We start from the raw sequence: 14,832 nt of genomic DNA, 5'->3' as shown, positions 1-14,832 counted from the left end.
ATTTCTGTTGCGTACCAAATGGTCTGCTGTAGACCAACCTAGATGAGTCATAGGTAGCGAGCGTCGTCACGGGTTGCTAGGGCGCGTTCCAAAACGGTAAATTTGCATTGTCGTGGTCAATCCCACGACCGGGTGTGACAACCCGATTCGTTCGAGGCGCGGTAGCGCTGTAGCTAGACCACATCTGTTGTTTTCTATGGCGGGCCGTGTGGGGCAGGCTTTTGCCTGGCCGGTTGCCTCGGACGCCGGTTTGTCACCCCCTCACGGTCCGCCTCCCATCACCGAGTGACAACGGCGGGTGGCGGCTCCTTAATCGTCTGAGGAGCAGTTAAAATGCCTGTATCTCCTTTTAAGCCCGAGCTCCGCCTTGGCGCTACCTGTATGCCATCTACCTCTACAACGGAGGTTTGCTATGGCTGAGAAGAATCCCTCTATCGTCCCGTTCCCCAGCAAGCCAATCACGCTCGACCAAATGGATCTTTCCACTCGATCTATCGATGCCGATGCGGATCTTCGTGCCTCAATGCTAGGTGACCTGCTAATTCAGCTGGCAGAGCGCCACTCCGGTCATCCTGAAGAGCTGCGGCTAAAGGTTGCCTGCAATATCGCTCAGGAGCTGCTGGGCGAGATGGTTACCCTTTATCGTCGTGCTCTATCCGATGCGCGCCACAACAACTCTTGAGACAGACGTAATGTTCAACTGGCTTTGGACATCGGTTTAGGTCCTTTCCCGGCAATGGCGGGCGATAGCCTGCCATTGCCTTACTGTCAGTTGGGCGGCTGGCGCAAGACGCTGTAGCGGTGACGTGGTTCGCGACGTGATGCTAGGCGCTATCGAACATGGCTTGGAGTTAGGCGACTTTCGTTAACGGCGCAGTATCTGGCTGGTAATGAGTAGACCTATACCGCCAAACAGACTCATCTTTTGCGCAGCAGGTCGACCTGTTGCCTCTGATGAAAACGGCGTGTAGTCCCCAGGCAGCGGGATGGCGGAAAGCTTCGTGAAGACTAAGAAGGGCGGTTATATCCGCCACATGTCTAAGCTCGACCATGCAAAGACCCTAAGCAACCTGGCTATCGCTGTCAGGCATTGCGAGGGGTATCCGTACAACGCGTCGAATACCGATCGCTGCAGGATTTTAGGCGTTTGTGGCAGGCCGCAATTTGACGGGGCATTGGTCCGGTTCGATAGGGGAAAATCCACAGCATGTAGGTCTGGCTCCCGGTTTACCTTTTCTGCGCCAAAGTTTTGCCGCCCCCGATCCCGGGGCCGGCAAAGGCGGCGGAAAAACCTTGCCGCTTGCCGTCGTTCTGACTGCCGCGTTGCGCTAAACCCTTGATTTAAATGGATGCAAGAGACTGGCACGGGCCTTGCTAAATCGCTTGCAAGCCACGTCAAAGGTCTCTCGACATGAGCATCAGTTTCGACAAAGCACTCGGGTTGCACGAGCAGGCGCTGAACTTCCGTTCGCAACGCGCCGAGGTGTTGGGCAACAACATCGCCAATGCCGATACCCCGGGCTACAAGGCGCGGGATCTGGATTTCAGCGCCGTGATGGCAGAGCAGGCGGCCAAGAGCGCTCCGGGCGCTGCCGGCCACTATCAGCTGGAAACCACCAACAGCCGCCATATCGCCGCTGAAGGCTTCGACATGGGCATGGGCGATGCGGCCTTGAAGTATCGCATCCCCACTCAGCCCTCGGTGGACCAGAACACCGTGGATGCGCAGGTCGAGCAGGCCAACTACGCCGAAAACGCGATGAATTTCCAGGCCAGCTTCACCCTGCTCAATAGCAAGTTCAAGGGGCTGATGTCGGCCCTGCGCGGAGAGTAGCCATGTCCCTGAGTTCGCTGTTCAACATCGCCGGTAGCGGGATGAGCGCCCAGAACGTTCGCCTCAACACCGTGGCCAGCAACATGGCCAACGCCGATTCCGTGTCTTCCAGCGTCGACCAGACCTACAAGGCGCGGCATCCGGTATTCGCCGCCCAGCTCAATGACGCCCAGGGCGGCGCCTCGTTGTTCGACAACCAGGGCCAGGCCGGGGTCGGGGTAGAGGTGAAGGGCATCGTCGAGGATCAGAGCGAGGTGCAGAAGCGCTATGAGCCCAACCACCCCATGGCGGACAAGGACGGCTACGTCTACTACCCCAACGTGAACGTGGTGGAGGAGATGGCCGACATGATTTCGGCCAGTCGCGCCTTCCAGACCAATGCGGAAATGATGAATACCGCCAAACAGATGATGCAGAAGGTACTGACCCTCGGTCAGTAAGGAACCGGCGCCATGTCCATAAGCACGACCAATTCAACCGCTCAGTCGGTGCTCGACAAGTACTCCGTCAACAAGACAGACGCTACCTCCGAGACCGCTAGCAGCGATGGCAAGAAAGGCGGCAAGCTCGGCAAGGACGAGTTCCTCAAGCTGATGGTCGCCCAGATGAACAACCAGAATCCGCTGGAGCCCCAGGGCAACGGCGAGTTCATCGCACAGCTGGCGCAGTTCAGTACCGTCGAGGGCATCACCAACCTCAACACCAGCGTCAGCTCGATCCTCTCCGGCAGTCAGTCTTCCCAGGCACTGCAGGCGTCCACCCTGGTGGGCCGCAAGGTGATCGTCGATACCGACAAGGTCAAGGTGGATACCAGTGCGGACTTCAAGGGTGCGCTCAACCTGACCGCGTCCAGTCCGAACGTCTGGGTCAATGTCTACAACGACGCGGGCAGTCAGGTGAATCGTCTGAACCTGGGGCAGCAATCCAGTGGCCTGGTGAATTTTACCTGGGATGGTACCGACGCCAGCGGCAAGAAGCTGGATGCCGGCACCTACCGCTTCGAGGCCCAGGCGAACGTGAACGACACCACCACGGCCATGAAGACCAGTCTGCCAGCCAACGTCGACAGTGTGACGCTCGGGCAGAACGGCGGCGAAATGACACTCAACCTTGCCGGCGTCGGCAGCATCGGCATCTCCAAAGTCCAGGCGGTCGGCCAGTAAGGCGCGGCACACGAGAGGAATCCAGCATGTCTTTCAATATCGGTTTGAGCGGCATCAAGGCCGCGTCCAGTGACCTCAACATCACCGGCAACAACATCGCCAACGCCAGCACCGTCGGCTTCAAGCAGTCGCGGGCGGAGTTCCAGGACCTCTATGCCGCCTCGGTTCTGGGCACCGGCAAGAATGCCCAGGGCAGCGGCGTGCTGCTCGGCAATGTCGGCCAGCTGTTCAACCAGGGCACCATCGATTCCACGCAGAACGCGCTGGACATGGGCATCAACGGCAACGGCTTCTTCGTCACCAGCAACAATGGCGCTATCCAGTACACCCGTGCCGGTTACTTCGGGACCGACAAGCAAGGCTTCATCGTCGACAACAACGGCTACAAGCTGCAGGGCTATACCACCAACGACCAGGGTCTGCTGCAGCCGGGCGTGCGCAGCGACCTGCGCATCGAGACCGCCAGCCAGGCGCCCAAGGCGTCCAGCTCGATCAAGCAAACGGTCAACCTGAACTCGACCCAGACGACGCCGACCACGACGCCGTTCAACCCGTCCGATCCGACCAGCTACAACTCCTCGACCTCGGTGAACATCTATGACAGCCAGGGCAACGCCCACGTCCTGTCGCAGTATTTCGTCAAGGGCGCGAACAACTCCTGGACCATGAACGTGCTGATCGACGGTCGCAATCCGGGCGACCCCACCAAGGAAGATGCGACCACCAAGGTCGCCACGCCCTACAGCGTGACCCTGCCGTTCACCAGCAGTGGTGCGCTCGACGGTGCCAATGTGGCCTCGACCGATCTCAAGCAGGTCAACAACGCCAGCACCAATGCCTTCGAGGGCGTGCTCAAGCTGGACAACTGGGTCCCGGCCATTTCCAACGGCGGTACCCCGGCGACCTGGGCCTCCAACGGCGCCGTGGCCAACCCGGCCGGCATCACCCTGGATATGCGTGGCTCGACCCAGTACAGCAGCGCCTTTGCCGTGACCAGCGTCAACCAGGACGGCTACACCACCGGCCAGTTGTCCGGCCTGGAGATCGACGATACCGGCCAGATCTTCGCGCGCTACACCAACGGTCAGTCCAAGGTGCAGGGCCAGGTCGTGCTGGCGAACTTCGCCAACGTCCAGGGCCTGACCCCCATGGGCAAGACCTCCTGGACCGAGTCTTCGGAGTCGGGTCAGCCGGTGGTCGGCACGCCGCGCTCCGGAACCCTGGGAGCCCTGCAGTCCGGGGCGCTGGAGGCGTCCAACGTGGACATCTCCACCGAGCTGGTCGACATGATCGTGGCGCAGCGCAACTACCAGGCGAACGCCAAGACCATCGAGACCGAGAACGCCATCACCCAGACCATCATCAACCTGCGTTGATGTCGTTTCTCTGACGGCTTGCCGCTCAGACGTCAGGAAAAGCCTCCCTCGGGAGGCTTTTCTATTCTCAAGTCCTTGATTCATATGTGTTTAAGTTTTCTGGAACGGGCCTTGCTATAGAACCTCCGAACGCAAGCTTGGCGGCAATCTGCCGCCGTCGGAGGATCAGATGGACAAGCTGCTGTACGTCGCCATGACCGGCGCCAGCCAGAACGAAATGGCTCAGCGCGCCCATGCCAACAACCTGGCCAACGTCTCGACCTCGGGATTCCGCAAGGATCTCGAACAGGCGCGCTCGATGCAGGTGTTCGGCGAAACCATGCCGTCGCGCGTCTATTCCATGAGCGAGCGGCCGGCGACCGACTTCACTCCCGGTGCGCTGCAGGAAACCGGGCGTGACCTGGACGTGGCCATCCAGGGGCCGGGCTTCGTCGCGGTCCAGGATCCCTCCGGCAAGGAGGCCTATGTCCGCACCTCCAGCCTGCAGATCGATCCCCTCGGCATGCTGCGGACCGGCAGCGGCTTGCCGGTGCTCGGCAATGGCGGACCCATCGCCGTGCCGCCCGCTTCCAAGGTGGAAATCGGTCAGGACGGCAGCATCACCGTGCGCGGCTCTGGTCAGGCGGCCAACGCCCTGGCCCAGGTCGACCGCATCAAGCTGGTCAATCCCGACACCAAGCAGATGGAAAAGGGGCTCGACGGCCTGCTGCACATGAAGCAGGGCCAGGCCGCGCCGCCCATGGATGCCAACGTGTCCCTGGTGTCCGGCTTCGTCGAGTCGAGCAACGTCAATGCGGCGGAGGAGATGACCTCGATCCTGTCGCTGTCCCGCCAGTTCGAGCTGCAGGTGAAGATGATGCGCAGCGCCGAAGACAACGACGCGGCGCTGGCAAAGGTTTTGCAATTCTCCTGATCAAGGCTAGCGCCGACGTAAAACCGGCACTTCGAGGAATACCATCATGATGTCGTCACTGTGGGTCGCCAAGACCGGTCTGTCCGCCCAGGACATGAACCTCACCACCATTTCCAACAACCTGGCCAACGTGTCCACCACGGGCTTCAAGCGCGATCGCGCCGAATTCCAGGACCTGCTGTACCAGATCCGTCGCCAGCCGGGTGCCCAGTCCACCCAGGACAACCAGCTGCCCTCTGGCCTGCAACTGGGTACCGGTGTGCGCATCGTCGGCACCCAGAAGAACTTCACCGAGGGTTCGCTGCAGACCACCGACCAGCCGCTGGACATGGCCATCAACGGCGACGGCTTCTTCCAGGTGACCATGCCTGACGGGACCATCAACTACACCCGTGACGGTACCTTCCATCTGAATGCCGATGGCCAGCTGGTCACCGCCAACGGCTTCGCCCTGCAGCCCGCCATCGTGCTGCCGGCCGATACCAAGACCTTCACCGTTGGCGAAGACGGCACCGTGTCGGTCACTACCGCCGGCCAGGCCGCACCCCAGGTCATCGGCAATCTGCAGATCGCCCAGTTCGTCAACCCGGGCGGTCTCCAGGCCGTGGGCCAGAACCTGTTCAGCGAGACGGCGTCCAGCGGCGCCCCCCAGGTCGGTACCCCGGGCCTCAACGGTCTTGGCACCGTGCTGCAGAGCACCCTGGAAAACTCCAACGTGAGCACCGTGGAGGAGTTGGTGAACATGATCACCACCCAGCGCGCCTACGAGATGAATTCCAAGGTCATCAAAGCGGCCGACGACATGCTCGGCTTCGTCAGTCAACAGCTCTAATCCCCTGTGAGGAAGCGCTCCATGAAACCTCTGTTCGCCGTCGCCCCGCTCCTGGGAGCGCTCGTACTCGCAGGATGCGTAGCCCCGGCCGCCAAGCCGGACGATCCCTACTACGCCCCGGTGCTGCCGCGCACGCCGGTGCCGGCGGCGCAGAACAACGGCGCCATCTTCCAGTCGGGGTTCGAGCAGAATCTCTATACCGACCGCAAGGCCTTCCGCATCGGCGACATCATCACCGTCACCCTGCAGGAGAAGACCCAGGCCAGCAAGAACGCCAGTTCCGACGTCGCCAAGAACAGCAAGGCGACCCTGGGGCTGACCTCGCTGTTCGGCGCCAAGCCGAAGATCCCCAATCCCCTGGCCGATGGCGACCTGAGCCTGGACGCCGGCTTCTCCGGCAACCGCTCCAACACCGGCAAGTCCACGGCGGCCCAGGGCAACAGCCTGTCCGGCTCGCTGACCGTGACCATCGCCGAGGTGCTGCCCAACGGCATCCTGGTGGTCCGCGGCGAGAAGTGGCTGACGCTCAACACCGGCAACGAACTCATGCGCATCCAAGGCATGGTCCGCGCCGACGACATCGCCACCGACAACACCGTGTCGTCCACCCGCGTGGCCGATGCCCGTATCACCTATTCGGGCACCGGCGCCTTCGCCGATGCCAGTCAGCCGGGCTGGCTGAGCCAGTTCTTCGGCAGCCCGCTGATGCCCTTCTGAGGATGAGCGCCATGTTCAAGACCCTCATCGCCGCTGCCGCCCTGGCCCTGGTCATGCCCCTGGCCCAGGCGGATCGGCTCAAGGACATCGCCAGCATCCAGGGCGTGCGGACCAACCAGCTGATCGGCTACGGCCTGGTGGTGGGGCTGCCCGGTACCGGCGACCAGACCACCCAGACGCCCTTCACCGTGCAGACCTTCAACAACATGCTGGCCCAGTTCGGCATCAAGGTGCCGCCGGGTACCACGGCGCAGCTGAAGAACGTCGCGGCGGTGTCCATCCATGCCGATCTGCCGGCCTTTTCCAAGCCTGGCCAGACCATCGACATCACGGTGTCCTCCATCGGCAACTCCAAGAGCCTGAGAGGCGGCAGTCTGCTGCTCTCGCCGCTCAAGGGTATCGATGGCCAGATCTACGCCATCGCCCAGGGCAACCTGGTGGTCGGGGGTTTTGACGCCGAAGGCCGTGACGGCTCGAAGATTACCGTCAACGTTCCGTCATCCGGCCGCATTCCCAATGGCGCCACCGTCGAGCGACCGGTGCCGAGCGGCTTCGACCAGGGCAACAGCATCACGCTGGACCTCAATCGCAGCGACTTCACCACCGCCAAGCGCATCGTCGACAAGATCAACGAGACACTTGGCGCGGGTGTTGCATCTGCTGTTGATGCCGGATCGATTCGTGTCACGGCGCCGGTGGATCCTGGCCAGCGCGTCGACTACATCTCGATCCTGGAGAACATGGAAGTGGATCCGGGGCAGGCGGTGGCCAAGGTCATCGTCAACTCCCGCACCGGGACCATCGTCATTGGCCAGAACGTCAAGGTCTCGCCGGCGGCGGTGACCCAGGGCAGCCTGACCGTGACCATCAGCGAGGACCCCCAGGTGAGCCAGCCCAATCCCTTGTCGGGTGGGCAGACGGTGGTGACCCCCCAGTCGACCGTCAAGGCCAAGCAGGAGGCCAAGCCGATGTTCAAGTTCGGTCCGGGTACCACGTTGGACGAGATCGTGAGAGCGGTGAATCAGGTGGGCGCGGCGCCCAGCGACCTGGTCGCCATTCTCGAAGCGTTGAAACAGGCCGGCGCCTTGCAGGCCGATCTGATCGTTATCTAAGGAGAACGGGCGATGGAATCTCGTCTGGGTGGCAACTACGGCAACGTCAAGGATTCGGGGGCCTTCACCGACCTGAATCGGTTGGCCCAGATGAAGGGTAAGGATCGCGACAGCTCGGAAAACGTCAAGAAGGTCGCCGGCGAATTCGAGTCGCTGTTCCTGAGCCAGATGCTAAAGTCCATGCGCAGCGCCAACCAGGCGCTGGCGGACAAGGACAGCCCCTTTTCCAGCGAGACCACCAAGCAGTACCAGGACATGTACGACCAGCAGCTGGCCGTCTCCCTGTCCCGGGATGGCGGCGGTATCGGCCTGGCCAACGTGCTCGAGCGTCAGCTGAGCAAGACCGCCCAGCCGTCGGCGCGCCCCAATCCCTTTGCCCAGGTCGGCCAGGCTGCGCCCACCGAAGGCCAGTTGGCGGCTGGCCGCAATGCCAAGCTCAACGATGTGGCGAGCCACGGCCTCAAGCCGACCAATGCGGTGGCGTCCGGGCGTGACGATTCCAGCGCGCTCAATTCGCGTCGGCTGGCGCTGCCCGGGCGATTGGCCGAGCGTACCGCCGCCAATATTTCCGGCGCGGCGGAGCAGGGTGCTGCGCTCAAGCAGAGCTTCCAGGAAGTGGCTGCCGCCCAAAGCGCCTGGCGCCAGCAGGCCACGCAACCCGGCAGCAAGCCGGCTGCCTCGACCGAGGCCGTCGCCAGCGTGGACAGCGCCGCCGCTGCCACCGGCAAGACCCGTTTCCGTACCCGTCAGGAATTCGTCGACACCATGATGCCCATGGCCGAAGCCGCGGCGAAGCGCCTGGGCGTGGACCCCAAGTACCTGGTCGCCCAGGCGGCGCTGGAAACCGGCTGGGGCAAGCACATGGTCAAGCAGGCCGATGGCAGCAACAGTAACAACCTGTTCGGCATCAAGTCCCACGGCTGGGACGGCGGCAGCGCCCCGGCGGTGACCCAGGAATTCGTCAATGGCAAGGCGGTGACCGAGACCGCCAAGTTTCGCACCTACGATTCCTTCGCCGACAGCTTCCACGACTATGTGAACTTCCTGCAGAGCAACGACCGCTACGACAAGGCGCTGTCCACCAACGGCAACTCCGAGCGCTTCATGCAGGGCCTGCAGCAGGCCGGCTACGCCACCGATCCGCAATACGCACGCAAGGTGATCCAGATCGCCCGCAACATGAACACCTATCAGACGGTCGCCTCCCTGGGCACCAGTCCGTCCCGCGGTTGAGGTGAGCCATGGCTGATCTACTTTCCATTGGTCTGTCGGGCCTGCGCACCACGCAGAACGCCCTGACCACCACCGGCCACAACATCGCCAACGTCAACACGCCCGGCTATTCGCGGCAGGAGACCATCCAGCAGACCAACATCGCCCAGTTCAATGGCTCGGGTTATGTCGGTTCCGGCTCCCAGACGGTGGATGTACGCCGCCTCGCCAGCGATTTCCTCACCAACCAGGTGCGCTCGGCCAACAGCCAGAACAGCGAACTGCAGACCTTCAAGAGCCAGATCTCCCAGCTCGACGGCCTGCTGTCCGACAGCACGACGGGTATCACCCCGGCCATGCAGAAGTTCTTCGCCACCCTGCAGACCGCTGCCCAGGATCCGTCGTCGATCCCGGCGCGGGAGGCCGTGCTGGCTCAGGCCCAGGGCATGGCTAAGTCGTTCAACACCCTGTACGACCAGGTCGACAAGCAGAACGGCCAGATCAACGACCAGCTGTCGGCGCTGACCAATCAGGTCAATGCGCTGGCCAAGAGCGTCGGCAGTCTCAACGACGCCATTGCCCGTTCCAAGGCCGCCGGCGGTTCGCCCAACGATCTCATCGATTCCCGTGAACAGGCGATCAAGCAGCTGTCCGGCATGGTCGGGCTGCAGGTAGTGGAACAGGACGACGGCGCGCTGAACCTCTTTGTTGGCACCGGCCAGCCGCTGGTGGTGGGCAATACCGTGTCCAGCATGACGGCCAAGCCCGGCACCGACGATCCCTCGCGCTTCCAGATCGTCCTGACCTCCGGCTCGACCGAGCAGAATGTCACCAGCCAGCTGAGCGGCGGCGAGATGGGCGGCCTGCTGTCCTATCGCGACACGGCGCTGGACCACGCCTACAACAGCCTGGGGCAGTTGTCGCTGACCCTGGCGGACACCGTCAACAAGCAGCTGGGACAGGGCCTGGACCTGTCCGGCAATGCCGGCTCGGCGCTGTTCGGCGACATCAACGACACCCAGAGCATCGGTCTGCGGGTGATGGGGCGGGCCACCAATACCGGCTCGGCCAGCGCGACCCTGAGTATCACCGATACCAGCAAGCTCTCGCCCAGCGACTACCGTCTCGACTACAACGGCACCGGCTTCACGGCGCGGCGGGCGAGTGACAACGCGGCGCTCACGGTCAACCAGAGCGGTACCGATCCGGTCACCCTGACCCTTACGGATGCCAATGGCAACGATCAGGGCTTCAAGGTGCAATTCAGTGCTGCCGAGCTCGCCAAGGCCCAGGCCGGCGATGTCTTCAGCCTGCAGCCGACGCGTCGCGGTGCTTCCCAGCTCAAGGTGGATCTGGCCCAGGCCGATCAACTGGGCTTCGCCGGTACCGCCAAGACCGCGGCCACGACCAACAACCGCGGTACGGGGGCCATCACCCAGCCGGCGCTGACCAGCACGGTGTCGCCGGTCAACACCGCCGACTTCGGGCGGCTGTTCGGAGCCACTGGGCTGAAGCTGAGCTTCAACAGCACTACCAACCAGTTGGATGGCACCCTGCCGAGCGGCGCGACGCTCAGCTACGTGTCGCCTTCAACGACCGGTCTTACCAGTGGCCAGACCAACGCTGTTCGCCTCACGTATACCGACCCGACCACCAACAACAGCTACACCTACGATTTCAATATCAGCGGCGTTCCCCAGGCCGGTGACAGCTTCACCCTTGGGACCAACACGGGCGCGGTCTCGGACAACCGTAACGCGCTGAACCTGGTGGCCTTGCAGACCAAGCCCACCATGGGCGGCTATGGCAATACCGGCACCACCTACAACAACGCCTACGGCGGCCTGGTGGAGCGGGTCGGTACCCTGACCGCCCAGGTGCGGGTGGATTCGGCCGCCAGCGAAACGGTGCTCAAGCAGTCCCAGGACAATCGTGACTCCCTGTCCGCCGTCAACCTCGACGAGGAAGCCGCCAAACTCGTCCAGTTCCAGCAGTACTATGGTGCCTCGGCGCAGGTCATCAAGATCGCCCAGTCGCTGTTCGATACCCTGCTCGGCGCCTTCAGATAAGGAACCCGCCCATGCGCATCTCTACCGTCCAGGCATTCAACAACGGCATCAGCGGCCTGCAGAACAACTACGGCAGCGTCACCCGTACTCAGGAAGAGATCAGCACGGGCAAGAAGATCCTGACGCCGGCGGACGATCCGGTGGCCTCGGTCAAGCTGCTGCAGATCAGCCAGGAAGAAGCGCTCAACGGTCAGTACAACACCGGCATGACCGCCGCCAAGAACAGCCTCAACACCGAGGAGTCCATGCTGACCTCGGTGGAAACCGTGCTGACGCGCATCCGCGAGATCGCCGTCCAGGCCGGCAATGGCGCCCTCGACCCGACCGATCGCGCATCCCTGGCCAAGGAGGTCGGTCAGCGCGAGGACGAGCTGATGAACCTGATGAACAGCAAGGATGCCAGCGGCAAGTACCTGTTCTCCGGCTCCATGGGCGATACCCAGCCCTATGTGCGCAATGCCGACGGCACCTACAGCTACAACGGCGACGAAGGCCAGCGCAGCGTGCAGATCGCCAGCTCCACCTTCGTGCCCATCAGCGACAGCGGCAAGGACGCCTTCGAGAACAACTTCAACGCCAATCGGGTGGATACCACGCCGGCGACTGGCAACACCGGCAACGGGCGGGTATCGCTCGGCCTGGTGGATGACAAGAAAGCCTACGATTCCACCTTTCCCGCCAGCAACCCACCAGCCGCTACCGATGGCGTCGGCATTCATTTCCTCGATGACAAGAAGTACGTCATCTACGACCTGTCCAAGGCGCCTACCGCCGCCGAATGGGCTGCCTACGATCCGGCCAATCCACCCGCGGGCCAGCTCAAGGCGGACAGCCTCAACAGCACCCAGGAAGCCAGCAAGTTCATCACTTACGGCGGGGTGAAGGTGCAGATGGACGGCGCTCCCGCAGCCGGTGACGAGTTCAAGATCACCCGCGATACCTCCAACGAAAAGCGCAGCCTGCTCAACGTGGTATCCGACTTGCGCAAGGCCCTGGAGAGCGGCGATGGCAGTACCGAGGGCGTGTACAAGATGCGCGACAGTGCTGCAGTAGCCCTGAGCAACCTGGATACGGCCTACACCCAGGTCGACGGTATCCGCGGCAAGGTCGGTGCGCGCCTCAACGTCATCGACTCCACCAGCGACTTCATCGCCGACGTCAGCCTGGTGAACAAGTCGGTGCAGTCGGATCTTCAAGATCTGGACTATGCTGAAGCCCTGTCACGCTATGCGCTGCAGAACACCGTACTGCAAGCGACCCAGCAGAGTTTCGTGAAGGTGTCGCAGTTGAGTCTGTTCAATTATCTGGGCTGACATAGCTGGCGTTTCACAACCAGGATTGGCCGATTTTTTGCTGCTACTCTTCCGCTAGGCCTGTCGCGACGGTTTTCCGCCGCCTCGGCCGCACGACTCATCGCGAAGGGATAGCAACATGTTTGATGGCCTGTCGATCTTCATCTCGGGTGGTACCGGCTCTTTCGGTCGTGCCTTCGTCAAGCGGCTGTTGAGCGATTATCAGCCCAAGCGGGTGGTGGTGTTTTCCCGTGACGAACTCAAGCAGTACGAGATGAGCCAGGAGTTCGACGCCCCCTGCATGCGCTACTTTCTCGGCGACGTGCGCGATGAGCAGCGCCTGCAGCAGGCCATGCGCGGCATCGATCTGGTGGTACATGCCGCCGCCCTGAAGCAGGTGCCGGCGGCCGAATACAACCCTACCGAATGCATCCGCACCAACGTCAATGGCGCGGAAAACATCATCGCCGCGGCGCTGCAGAACGGCGTGAAGAAGGTCATCGCCCTGTCCACCGACAAGGCGGCCAGTCCGATCAATCTCTATGGCGCCACCAAGCTGCTGTCGGACAAGCTGTTCGTCGCCGCCAACAACATCGCCGGCAGTCGCGATACGTCCTTCGCCGTGGTGCGCTACGGTAATGTGGTCGGCTCCCGCGGCTCGGTGCTGCCACTGTTTCGCAAGCTGATCGCCAAGGGCGCCGAGGACCTGCCGATCACCGATGCGCGCATGACACGCTTTTGGATCACCCTCGACGAGGGCGTGGATTTTGTCATGCGCAGCTTCGAACGTATGCAGGGCGGCGAGTTGTTCGTGCCCAAGATTCCCTCCGCGCGGATCGTCGATCTGGCTACTGCCCTGGCGCCGGACCTGCCGCAGCGCCAGGTCGGCATCCGTCCAGGGGAAAAGCTGCACGAGATGATGATCTCCCGGGATGACAGTCCTCATACCCTGGAATTCGCGCGTCACTATGTCATCGCGCCGGCGCTGAGCTTCAACCAGCCGTGCGACTACTCCCTTGATGGCCTGGGCGAGCAGGGACATCCGGTCGAGCCGGGCTTCGAATACCTGTCCGACATCAATCCCGATTACCTCGACGTCGCGGCGCTGCGCCAGCTGGTCGAGCGCTGCCCATGAGCGCCATTCCCTATGGTCGGCAATCCATCAGCGAAGCGGACATCGCCGCGGTCACCGCCGTGCTGCGCTCCGACTGGCTGACCCAGGGGCCGATGATCGAGCGCTTCGAACAGGCGGTGGCGGGGCGCTGCGAAGCGACGCATGGTGTGGCCGTCTGCAATGCCACGGCGGCGCTGCATCTCGCCTGCCTGGCGCTGGACCTGGGGCCCGGCGATCTGCTTTGGACCTCGCCCAATACCTTCGTGGCCAGCGCCAACTGTGCGCGCTATTGCGGCGCCGACGTCGACTTCGTCGACATAGATCCGCGCACCCTCAATCTCAGCGTTCCGGCGCTGGCTACCAAGCTCGAGGTCGCCGAGCGGGCAGGGCGGCTGCCAAAGATCCTGGTGCCCGTGGCCTTCGCCGGCCAGAGCTGCGACCTGGCTGCTATCCAGCCTTTGGCACGTCGCTATGGCTTCAATGTGATCGAGGATGCTTCCCACGCCATAGGCGCGCATTACGCCGGTCAGCCCGTGGGCTCTGGCGCCCAGGCCGACATCACCGTGTTCAGCTTTCATCCGGTGAAGATCGTCACCACCGGCGAAGGCGGACTGCTCACCTGCAACGATGCCGCCCTTGCCGAACGGATGCGGCGACTGCGCAGCCATGGCATCACCCGCGATCCTGCGTTGCTGCAGGCCGCAGGGCAGGGTGGCTGGTACTACGAACAGCTGGAGCTGGGCTTCAACTACCGCATCACCGACATCCAGGCGGCCCTGGGACTGTCGCAGCTCGACCGCCTAGAGCCCTTCATCGCGCGTCGGCGCGCCCTGGTCCAGCGCTATCGGGAGCTGCTGGCAGAGTTGCCGGTCGGCCTCCTTGGCGACCAGGTCGGTGCCGAGTCGGCCTGGCACCTCTTTCCCATCCGGGTGGATGAACATCAGCGCGATCAGGTCTTCGCCGGGATGAGAGCTGCGGGTATCGGCATCAATCTGCACTACATTCCGGTCCACCTGCAGCCTTACTACCAAACGCTGGGTTTTCAGCAGGGCGATTTCCCCGAGGCCGAGCGCTACTACGCCCAAGCCATGAGCCTGCCGCTGTACGCCGACCTGAGCGAGGACCAGCAGAATAGGGTGGTGAATACTTTAGCTGGCCTGCTCGATAGCGGGGTGGCTCAATGTGGGTCGTGAAGCTA

The 14,832-nt window shown here is 62.7% G+C and carries 14 protein-coding genes; all 14 read left to right on the top strand.

What is annotated here, in order from left to right:
* The first annotated feature begins 412 nt into the window (after positions 1-412).
* A complete protein-coding gene (locus AABM56_RS15680) occupies positions 413-682 on the top strand; it encodes a hypothetical protein (RefSeq protein ID WP_347883466.1) in 270 nt (89 codons plus the stop codon).
* Positions 683-1,411: 729 nt separating this feature from the next.
* The gene (flgB, locus tag AABM56_RS15675) at positions 1,412-1,834 is read left to right on the top strand and encodes a flagellar basal body rod protein FlgB (RefSeq protein WP_347883465.1); all 423 of its coding nucleotides are present in this window, start codon (positions 1,412-1,414) and stop codon (positions 1,832-1,834) included.
* A gap of 2 nt (positions 1,835-1,836) precedes the next feature.
* Positions 1,837-2,274, top strand: a complete 438-nt coding sequence (gene flgC, locus AABM56_RS15670) for a flagellar basal body rod protein FlgC (RefSeq protein WP_347883464.1) — start codon at positions 1,837-1,839, stop codon at positions 2,272-2,274.
* A gap of 12 nt (positions 2,275-2,286) precedes the next feature.
* On the top strand, positions 2,287-2,997 hold the full coding sequence (locus tag AABM56_RS15665) for a flagellar hook assembly protein FlgD (protein ID WP_044340937.1): 711 nt from the start codon (positions 2,287-2,289) through the stop codon (positions 2,995-2,997).
* Between the two features lie 26 nt (positions 2,998-3,023).
* Complete coding sequence (gene flgE / locus AABM56_RS15660; RefSeq protein WP_347883463.1) at positions 3,024-4,373, top strand: flagellar hook protein FlgE; 1,350 nt, start codon at positions 3,024-3,026, stop codon at positions 4,371-4,373.
* Positions 4,374-4,542: 169 nt separating this feature from the next.
* Positions 4,543-5,286 (top strand): flagellar basal body rod protein FlgF, encoded by a 744-nt coding sequence (locus AABM56_RS15655; protein WP_007160441.1) that lies wholly within the window; start codon positions 4,543-4,545, stop codon positions 5,284-5,286.
* Between the two features lie 46 nt (positions 5,287-5,332).
* Positions 5,333-6,118 carry a flagellar basal-body rod protein FlgG gene (flgG, locus tag AABM56_RS15650; protein WP_027598031.1) on the top strand — a complete coding sequence of 262 codons (786 nt, stop codon included), beginning with the start codon at positions 5,333-5,335 and terminating at the stop codon, positions 6,116-6,118.
* A 21-nt stretch (positions 6,119-6,139) separates the two neighbouring features.
* On the top strand, positions 6,140-6,835 hold the full coding sequence (gene flgH / locus AABM56_RS15645) for a flagellar basal body L-ring protein FlgH (RefSeq protein WP_133862455.1): 696 nt from the start codon (positions 6,140-6,142) through the stop codon (positions 6,833-6,835).
* An 11-nt stretch (positions 6,836-6,846) separates the two neighbouring features.
* The gene (locus tag AABM56_RS15640) at positions 6,847-7,947 is read left to right on the top strand and encodes a flagellar basal body P-ring protein FlgI (RefSeq protein WP_133862454.1); all 1,101 of its coding nucleotides are present in this window, start codon (positions 6,847-6,849) and stop codon (positions 7,945-7,947) included.
* A gap of 12 nt (positions 7,948-7,959) precedes the next feature.
* Positions 7,960-9,180 (top strand): flagellar assembly peptidoglycan hydrolase FlgJ, encoded by a 1,221-nt coding sequence (gene flgJ, locus AABM56_RS15635; protein WP_273861436.1) that lies wholly within the window; start codon positions 7,960-7,962, stop codon positions 9,178-9,180.
* An 8-nt stretch (positions 9,181-9,188) separates the two neighbouring features.
* Positions 9,189-11,228, top strand: a complete 2,040-nt coding sequence (flgK, locus tag AABM56_RS15630) for a flagellar hook-associated protein FlgK (RefSeq protein ID WP_347883462.1) — start codon at positions 9,189-9,191, stop codon at positions 11,226-11,228.
* Between the two features lie 11 nt (positions 11,229-11,239).
* Positions 11,240-12,541 carry a flagellar hook-associated protein FlgL gene (flgL, locus tag AABM56_RS15625; protein ID WP_347883461.1) on the top strand — a complete coding sequence of 434 codons (1,302 nt, stop codon included), beginning with the start codon at positions 11,240-11,242 and terminating at the stop codon, positions 12,539-12,541.
* Positions 12,542-12,659: 118 nt separating this feature from the next.
* Positions 12,660-13,655, top strand: coding sequence for a UDP-N-acetylglucosamine 4,6-dehydratase (inverting) (gene pseB, locus AABM56_RS15620; protein ID WP_347883460.1), 996 nt, complete (start codon positions 12,660-12,662; stop codon positions 13,653-13,655).
* Complete coding sequence (gene pseC / locus AABM56_RS15615; RefSeq protein WP_347883459.1) at positions 13,652-14,827, top strand: UDP-4-amino-4,6-dideoxy-N-acetyl-beta-L-altrosamine transaminase; 1,176 nt, start codon at positions 13,652-13,654, stop codon at positions 14,825-14,827. Before pseB ends, pseC begins: the two co-directional genes overlap by 4 nt.
* Positions 14,828-14,832 lie beyond the last annotated feature (5 nt).

This window comes from Pseudomonas aestiva, assembly GCF_039908605.1.
Classification (GTDB): domain Bacteria; phylum Pseudomonadota; class Gammaproteobacteria; order Pseudomonadales; family Pseudomonadaceae; genus Chryseomonas; species Chryseomonas aestiva.
The sequence above is the reverse complement of the archived record's forward strand: the minus strand, read 5'-3'. Positions and strand labels throughout refer to the sequence as shown.

Excerpts from the sequence above, each read along its gene's own strand:
- flgH (WP_133862455.1), top strand. The coding sequence starts at position 6,140 with ATGAAACCTCTGTTCGCCGTCGCCCCGCTCCTGGGAGCGCTCGTACTC.
- AABM56_RS15680 (WP_347883466.1), top strand. The coding sequence starts at position 413 with ATGGCTGAGAAGAATCCCTCTATCGTCCCGTTCCCCAGCAAGCCAATC.
- AABM56_RS15655 (WP_007160441.1), top strand. The coding sequence starts at position 4,543 with ATGGACAAGCTGCTGTACGTCGCCATGACCGGCGCCAGCCAGAACGAA.
- AABM56_RS15665 (WP_044340937.1), top strand. The coding sequence starts at position 2,287 with ATGTCCATAAGCACGACCAATTCAACCGCTCAGTCGGTGCTCGACAAG.
- flgG (WP_027598031.1), top strand. The coding sequence starts at position 5,333 with ATGATGTCGTCACTGTGGGTCGCCAAGACCGGTCTGTCCGCCCAGGAC.
- flgE (WP_347883463.1), top strand. The coding sequence starts at position 3,024 with ATGTCTTTCAATATCGGTTTGAGCGGCATCAAGGCCGCGTCCAGTGAC.
- flgB (WP_347883465.1), top strand. The coding sequence starts at position 1,412 with ATGAGCATCAGTTTCGACAAAGCACTCGGGTTGCACGAGCAGGCGCTG.
- flgK (WP_347883462.1), top strand. The coding sequence starts at position 9,189 with ATGGCTGATCTACTTTCCATTGGTCTGTCGGGCCTGCGCACCACGCAG.
- flgJ (WP_273861436.1), top strand. The coding sequence starts at position 7,960 with ATGGAATCTCGTCTGGGTGGCAACTACGGCAACGTCAAGGATTCGGGG.
- flgC (WP_347883464.1), top strand. The coding sequence starts at position 1,837 with ATGTCCCTGAGTTCGCTGTTCAACATCGCCGGTAGCGGGATGAGCGCC.
- AABM56_RS15640 (WP_133862454.1), top strand. The coding sequence starts at position 6,847 with ATGTTCAAGACCCTCATCGCCGCTGCCGCCCTGGCCCTGGTCATGCCC.
- pseC (WP_347883459.1), top strand. The coding sequence starts at position 13,652 with ATGAGCGCCATTCCCTATGGTCGGCAATCCATCAGCGAAGCGGACATC.
- pseB (WP_347883460.1), top strand. The coding sequence starts at position 12,660 with ATGTTTGATGGCCTGTCGATCTTCATCTCGGGTGGTACCGGCTCTTTC.
- flgL (WP_347883461.1), top strand. The coding sequence starts at position 11,240 with ATGCGCATCTCTACCGTCCAGGCATTCAACAACGGCATCAGCGGCCTG.